The organism is Mycobacterium sp., assembly GCF_035499775.1.
Lineage (GTDB): Bacteria > Actinomycetota > Actinomycetes > Mycobacteriales > Mycobacteriaceae > Mycobacterium.
In genome coordinates this window covers 1-7,029 of sequence record NZ_DATJYB010000574.1, presented here as the reverse complement: position 1 = coordinate 7,029, position 7,029 = coordinate 1, and the positions used below count along the sequence as shown (strand labels likewise).

Here is a 7,029-nt window from a genome sequence, read left to right as displayed (position 1 = left end):
CGTGCCGGGACATCTCCTTGATGGCCAGCTGGTGTGCGCCCGACAACGCGGCGGCGTCGATCGGGAAGCTTTGGTACACGAAAAGGGCGTCGAAGAGTCTCTCGTGACCGGTGAGGCGGTGGATCTGACTCAGCGCCAGATGCTGATGCTCGAGCGTGTCGTGGTGCGCACTGTGCAGCTGATCGAGCAGGCCTGCGGTGGTGGTCGCCGGCGTGATGGTCGCCCGCACCGGCACCGTGTTGATCAACAGCCCCACCATCGATTCCGCACCGGCCACCTCGGGTGGCCTGCCCGAAACGGTGGTGCCGAAGGCGACGTCATGCTGACCGGTCAGCCACATCAGCAGCTGCGCGAAGGCGCCCTGCAACACGATGTTGACGGTGGTGTGGCTGGCCCGCGCCAGTTCGCTGACCGCGCGGGTGGCCTGCTCGGGCAGCCGGAACAGGGTGGCGCCACGCGGGGCCGGGCCTGACCGATCCGGCGGACCGACCAGTGTCGGGGCGTCAAAGCCGGCGAACGCCTCGCGCCACGCCGCCTGGGCGCGGGCTTGGTCTCGATCGGCCAGCCAGGCGACAAATCTGCGATAGGAGCCGGTCGCGGGCAGCCGCTGCCCGTGATAGCCGGCGAATATCTCCCGCAGCACGATCGGCATCGACCAGCCGTCGACCACGATGTGGTGATTGGTCAGCACAAACCGATGACTGCACCGTCGGTCGGCGTCGACGCGGATCAACACCACCCGAAACGCCGGTGGACTAGCCAGGTCGCACACCGCGGCGCGTTCGGCGGCGCACACCCGCCGGATCTGATCGTCGGCATCGGCGCCCGCGTCGACTTCGATATACCGCCACGCCGCGACCGGATCAGCCGGGATGATCTGCACCGGCTCGTCGAACTGGTCACAGAACCGGGCCGCCAGGTTCGGATGCCTGCGGACCACGTCGTGCACCGCGTCGCGCAGGCGGTGCGGGTCCAGGGCACCGGCCACGGCGAAATCCAGCTGCACCGCATACGCATCGTCGTGGTTGCTCTGCGCGGTAGCGGCGTGGAACAGCAGCCCCCGCTGCATCGGGGTCAGCGGCAGAATGTCGGCGATCCGGTATTGCCGCTGCAGCTCGTCGATCTGCTGTCGGCTCAACCGCGCCGGCACGATGTCCGACGGCGTCAACCCGCCGCCACCGCTACGCACATGCGCACAAATGCCGTTCAGGGCGGCGAACCACAACTGACCCAACCGGGCGACCTGGGCGCGATCGACAGCAGAAGGCGCCCACATCCAGTTGGCGTGCAGTTGCGGGCCGGCGCTGGTCTCCAACGTGACGGCGTTGACCTCCACGGTGTGCATCAGCGGCATGGACGACCCGGCGTTGCTGTCGGCGAGCCGCGGACCGACGTGCCAGCCCGCACCGGCTGCCGGTGTGGGGGCGCCCAGGCGACCCAGGTAGTTGAATCCGATCGCCGGGTCCGGCCCCGCCAGGCCGACATCGGAGTTCAGGTAGCGCAGCAAACCGTAGGTCAGGCCGTCCGGGAGGGCCCGAAGCTGCTCTTTGACGTCCTTGATCACCGGTCCCAGCGCGGCGCTGCCCGCCACCACCTGCGCCCAGGACACCCCGCCCAACTTCAGCGCCACGGGATATTTGGCGGTGAACCACCCGACCGTGCGCGACAAGTCCACCCCGGGAGCCAGCTCCTCGTGGCGCCCGTGCCCCTCGACGTCGACGACGAGCGGTGCGCCGTTGGTGCCGAGCAACTCCGCGCAGGCCAACCCGAACGCAATCAGCAGGATGTCTTGCACCCCGGCATGGAACGTCGACGGCACCTCGCCCAGCAGTTGGCGGGTCGTCTCGCTGTCCAGCGTGAGCGACAGGTGCCCGGCGGTGGCGAACGTGTCCTCAGCGGGGCGCACCGCGGGCAGCGCGGCAGGAACCGCAAGCACCTGCCGCCACTCCTCCGCCCGGCTCAGGACCTCCGGGCGTCGCGCGAGCTCGGCCAGCAGCTGCGCCCACCGAGCGAATGACGTCCCGCCCGCCGGCAACACGATCTGCTGCCCACCCCGATGCTGTGCCCAGGCGATGTTGAGATCCTCCAGCAGAATCCGCCAGGACACTCCGTCGACGGCCAAGTGGTGAATCACCAGCGCCAGCTGTCCGATGTCATCTTTTTCCGGGACCCACAGCGCGCTCAGCATCACACCGGCGGCAGGATTCAACCGCGATCGCGCCCCGGCCAGCGCCTCGTCGGACAACGCCGCCACCGGTTGCAGGCACTTGCCCGCGTCCATCGAACCCGGCTCGGGCGCCCACAAGGACCAGTCCCGGGACCCGTCGTCGTCGACGCGCAACCGCAGCATCGGGTGCCGATCCAGCAACGCCTGCAGCAGAGCCAGCACGTCGTCCTCGGTGGCCCCCGCGGGCGCCTGCAACACCAGCGTCTGGTTGAACTGCTCGACCGGGGCCCCGGCGCTCTGGACGCTACGCAGCCAACGCATGATCGGCGTGGCCACCACCTCGCCGACACCCTCGTCGGTTTCGGCGGCGCCGCCGGCCACGCCCGCGACCCGGGCCACCCCGGCGACCGTTTGCTCGACGAAAATGTCCCGCGGCGTACACAGCACGCCGGCGGCCCGGGACCGAGCCGCGACCTGCATCGCCAGGATGCTGTCGCCACCGAGATCGAAGAACGACTCCTGCACCCCGACCCGGTTCATGCCCAGCACCTCGGCATAGATGTCGGCCAGGATCTGCTCGATCGGCGACGACGGGGACCGGTAGGCATCGATGTCGCCGTATTCGGGGGCCGGCAGGGCGCGCTTGTCGAGCTTGCCGTTGACCGTCAGCGGCAGCGCGCCGAGCGCCACGACGGCCGCCGGCACCAGGTACGGCGGGAGCCGCTCGGCGAGCGCGGCGCGCAGCCCACCCGGGTCCACCGCCCCGGTCACATAGCCCACCAGACGCTTATCGCCGGGGCGGTCCTCGCGGGCGATCACCGCCGCCTGCTCCACGCCATCCAGCCCGGCCAGCGCGGCGGCCACCTCGCCACACTCGATGCGGTACCCGCGGATCTTGACCTGCTCGTCGGCGCGGCCCAGGTAATCCAGCTGGCCGTCAGGGCGCCAACGGACCAGATCCCCGGTGCGGTACATGCGCTGCCCGGGCACGCCGAACGGGCACGCGACAAACCGCGACGCCGTCAACCCGGACCGACGCCAGTACCCGACACCCACGCCGCGACCGGCCACATACAGCTCCCCGACCACGCCGGCCGGCACCGGGCGCAACCACCCGTCCAGCACGAACAACGCCGCACCAGACACCGGCGACCCGATCGGCGCTCCCGAGCCCGGCTGCAGGGGCGCGCTCATCGCCGCATAGATCGTTGCCTCGGTCGGGCCGTAGGCGTTGATCATCACCCGCCCGCACGCCCACTGGTCCACCAACGCGCCCGGGCACGCTTCGCCGGCCACCACCAGCGCCGCCGCTTCCAGACCCGGTGGCGGCAAAACCCCTACCGCAGAAGGGGTTTGGCTGAGGACGCTGATCTTTTCAGCAACCAGCAGGTCGTGGAAGTCAGTCGGCGAGGCCGCCACCTGTTCGGGTACCACCACCAGCCGCCCGCCTCGTAACAGTGCGCCCCAGATCTCCCACGCCGAGACGTCGAAGGCGTACGAATGCCACTGGCTTACCGAGAACGCCATCTGGTTGCCGGGCTTGTCGAAGAAGTCCGAGATTCGGAACAGCTGCGTGACGTTGTGATGAGTGATGGCCACACCTTTGGGCACACCGGTGGTCCCCGAGGTGTAGATGAGATAGGCGATGTCAGAGCCTTCACAGGCGCTCGGCACCGGCAAGGGCGTGCCCGGCTCAGCCAGGATTTTCGGGTCGGCCACGTCGATCACCGGCAGGTCGGATCCGGCCAGCCGCAGGCGTAGCTCGGCGGTGGTGACGACGGCGACCGGCGCGGCATCGGAAAGCATGAACCCGACCCGTGCCGTGGGCAACAGCGGATCGACCGGCAGATACGCCGCCCCGGTCTTGAGCACCGCCACCATCGCGACAATCGCCTGCGCTGATCGCGAAAACAGCAGTGCCACACACCTGCCCTGGCGGGCACGGTAGCCAGACAGCAAGTGCGCCAACCGGTTTGATGCCTCGTCGAGCTCGCGATACGTCATCGACAAGCCGCCGCAGCTCAGCGCCACCGCCTCGGGAGTCCGAGCAACCTGAGCGGCCAACGCCGACGGAATCGAGATCGCCGGGGGCGCGGGCTGGGTCAGCACCGCCCGGTTCCCCCACCGATCCAGGAGGGCGTGCTCGCCGGCATCGAGCAGATCGATCGACGACACCGCACGGGTGGGGTCGGCGGTGATGGCTTCCAGCACCCGCCGCCACCGCACGATCAGTGCTTGGACCCTGGCCGCGTCGAACACGTCGGTGCGGAACTCCACCGAGCCGCCGATCCCGGCGGGATCCCCGGCGTCGCTCCACTGTTCGGCCAGGGAAAACACCAAATCCATCCGCGCGGTGTGCGTATCCACCGGTATCGCGGTGACCTGCAGGCCACCCAAACTCAGCTCGGCGGGTGCATTGTTCTGCCAGGCCAGCATCACCTGGATCAGCGGGTGGTGGGTCAGTGACCTGGTCGGGTTGAGCCGGTCGACCAGCACCTCGAAAGGCACGTCCTGGTTCTCGTAGGCGGCCAGGCTGCGGGCCCGCACCTGGGCGAGCAGCTCGGCGAAGCTGGGGTCACCGGCCACCTCGATCCGCAGCACCAGGGTGTTGACGAAAAAGCCGACCAGGCCGTCCAGCGCGGGATCGTCGCGCCCGGCGATCGGGATCCCCACCGCCACATCACTGGTGGCACCCAGCTGCGACAACAACACCGCCAGAGCCGCCTGGACCACCATGAAACTGGTCGCGTTGTGTTCGCGGGCAACGGCACGCACCCGCTGCTGCAACCCGGCCGGCCAGTCGACCGCCACAGTGGCGCCGCGGTGGTCGGCCACCATCGGATAGGGCCGATCGGTGGGCAACTGCAACCGCTCCGGCATGCCGGCCAGGGCGTGGTCCCAATACCTCAACTGGGCAGCGACAGGGCTCTGGCCGTCGTCCAGATCTCCGAGGTTGTCCCGCTGCCACAGCGTGTAATCGGCATACTGCAGCGGCAACTCAGCCCAGCCCGGGGCTTGTCCGGCACACCGGCTGGCATAGGCCACCCCCAGATCGGCGGCCAACACACCGACCGACCAGCCGTCCGCGGCGATATGGTGCGCGACGGCGACCAGCACATGTTCCCGGTCGCTGACGCTGAAAAGCATTGCCCGCAAAGGAATTTCAGCTTTCAGGTCGAAACCGGAGCCGGCCGCATCCTCGATCGCCTGCTGCAACCTGGATGGCGGCCATCCGGTCGCGTCGACGATCTCCCAACCGAACTGCGCCTGCTCGACGGGCACCACCACCTGCCGGGCTACCCCGTCGACCTCCGGAAACACCGTCCGCAGGCTTTCGTGACGGGCCACCACGTCACCCAGCGCGGCGGCCAATGCCCGGGCGTCGAGGCTCCCGTCCAGCCGCAACGCCACTGCCATGTTGTAAACCGGCGATCGCCCTTGGAACTGGTCGATAATCCACAGCCGGCTTTGCCCGAACGACAACGGGACGACCGCGGGCCGCGGCACCGCGACCAACGGCCTGAGCCCAGCGCCGCCCCCGCCGATGCGGGGCGCCAACTGGGCGATCGTCGGCGCGTCGAACAGGCCGCCAACCTTGAGATCGGTATCCAGGGCTGTGTTGATCGCGGCGATCACCCGCATCGCCGACAATGAATCCCCGCCCAGGTCGAAAAACGAGTCCGCGACGCCGACCCGCTCCACACCGAGCACCCGCGCGTAGATGCCGGCCACGATCTCTTCGACGAGGGTCGCCGGGGCGCGGTACCGATCGCCATCCTGGTAGTCCGGCGCCGGCAGGGCCCGGGTGTCGAGCTTTCCGTTGACCGTCAACGGCAGAGCATCGACCGCCACCACCGCGGCCGGCACCAGGCAGGACGGCAGCCGCTGCACCAACTCGGCGCGCGCCCCGGACGGGTCGACCGCGCCGACGACATACCCCACCAGACGCTTGTCGCCGGGGCGGTCCTCGCGGGCGATCACCACCGCCTGCTGCACCCCCGCCAACCCGGCCAGCGCGGCCTGGACTTCACCCAGCTCGATGCGATGCCCGCGGATCTTGACCTGCTCATCAGCACGCCCCACATAGTGCAGCTGCCCATCAGCGCCCCAACACACCAAATCCCCGGTGCGATACATACGTATTCCGGGCGCTCCCGCGCCGGCGAACGGACACGCCACAAACCGCGACCCGGTCAACCCCGCCCGACCCACATACCCACATGCCACACCGCGGCCGGCCACATACAACTCCCCGACCACCCCCGCCGGCACCGCCCGCAACCACCCATCCAGCACAAAAAAACCAAGATGCGCCAACGGCACCCCGACCGGGCTGGCGTTGCTCTCGACATCGCTGTCGACGATCTCCCGGAACGAAGCATGCACCGTGGTCTCGGTAGTGCCGTACATGTTGATCATCCGCGGCAACCCCGGGTGGTGGTCCACCCAGGTTCGGAGACGCTGCGGTTCCAGCGCTTCACCAGCGAACACCACCGTCCGAAGCTTCAGCTGATCGCCCAGCTCGGGTGATAGCGCCTCGGCGGTTTGCAGCGCATAAAACGCCGACGGCGTCTGGCTTAACACGCTGACCTGTTCCCTGACCAGCAAGGCATGGAAATCCTCCGGGGAGCGCGCCACCGACTCGGGCACCACCACCAACCGCCCACCGTGCAGCAACGCACCCCACATCTCCCACACCGAGACGTCGAAGGCCAACGAATGCCACTGCGTCCACACCTGACCCGCCAACTCCAGCCCATCTCCGGCGGCCTCCAACAGCTGGGTCACATTGCGGTGGGTGATGGCCACTCCCTTGGGCACACCGGTGGTGCCCGAGGTATAGATCAGATACGCAATGTCAT

1 protein-coding gene is annotated in these 7,029 nt (G+C 68.8%); it reads right to left on the bottom strand.

The annotated features are described in order from the left end of the window. The coding region (locus VML93_RS34675) for a non-ribosomal peptide synthetase (protein WP_325617773.1) at nt 1–7,029 on the bottom strand (7,029 nt) is incomplete at both ends.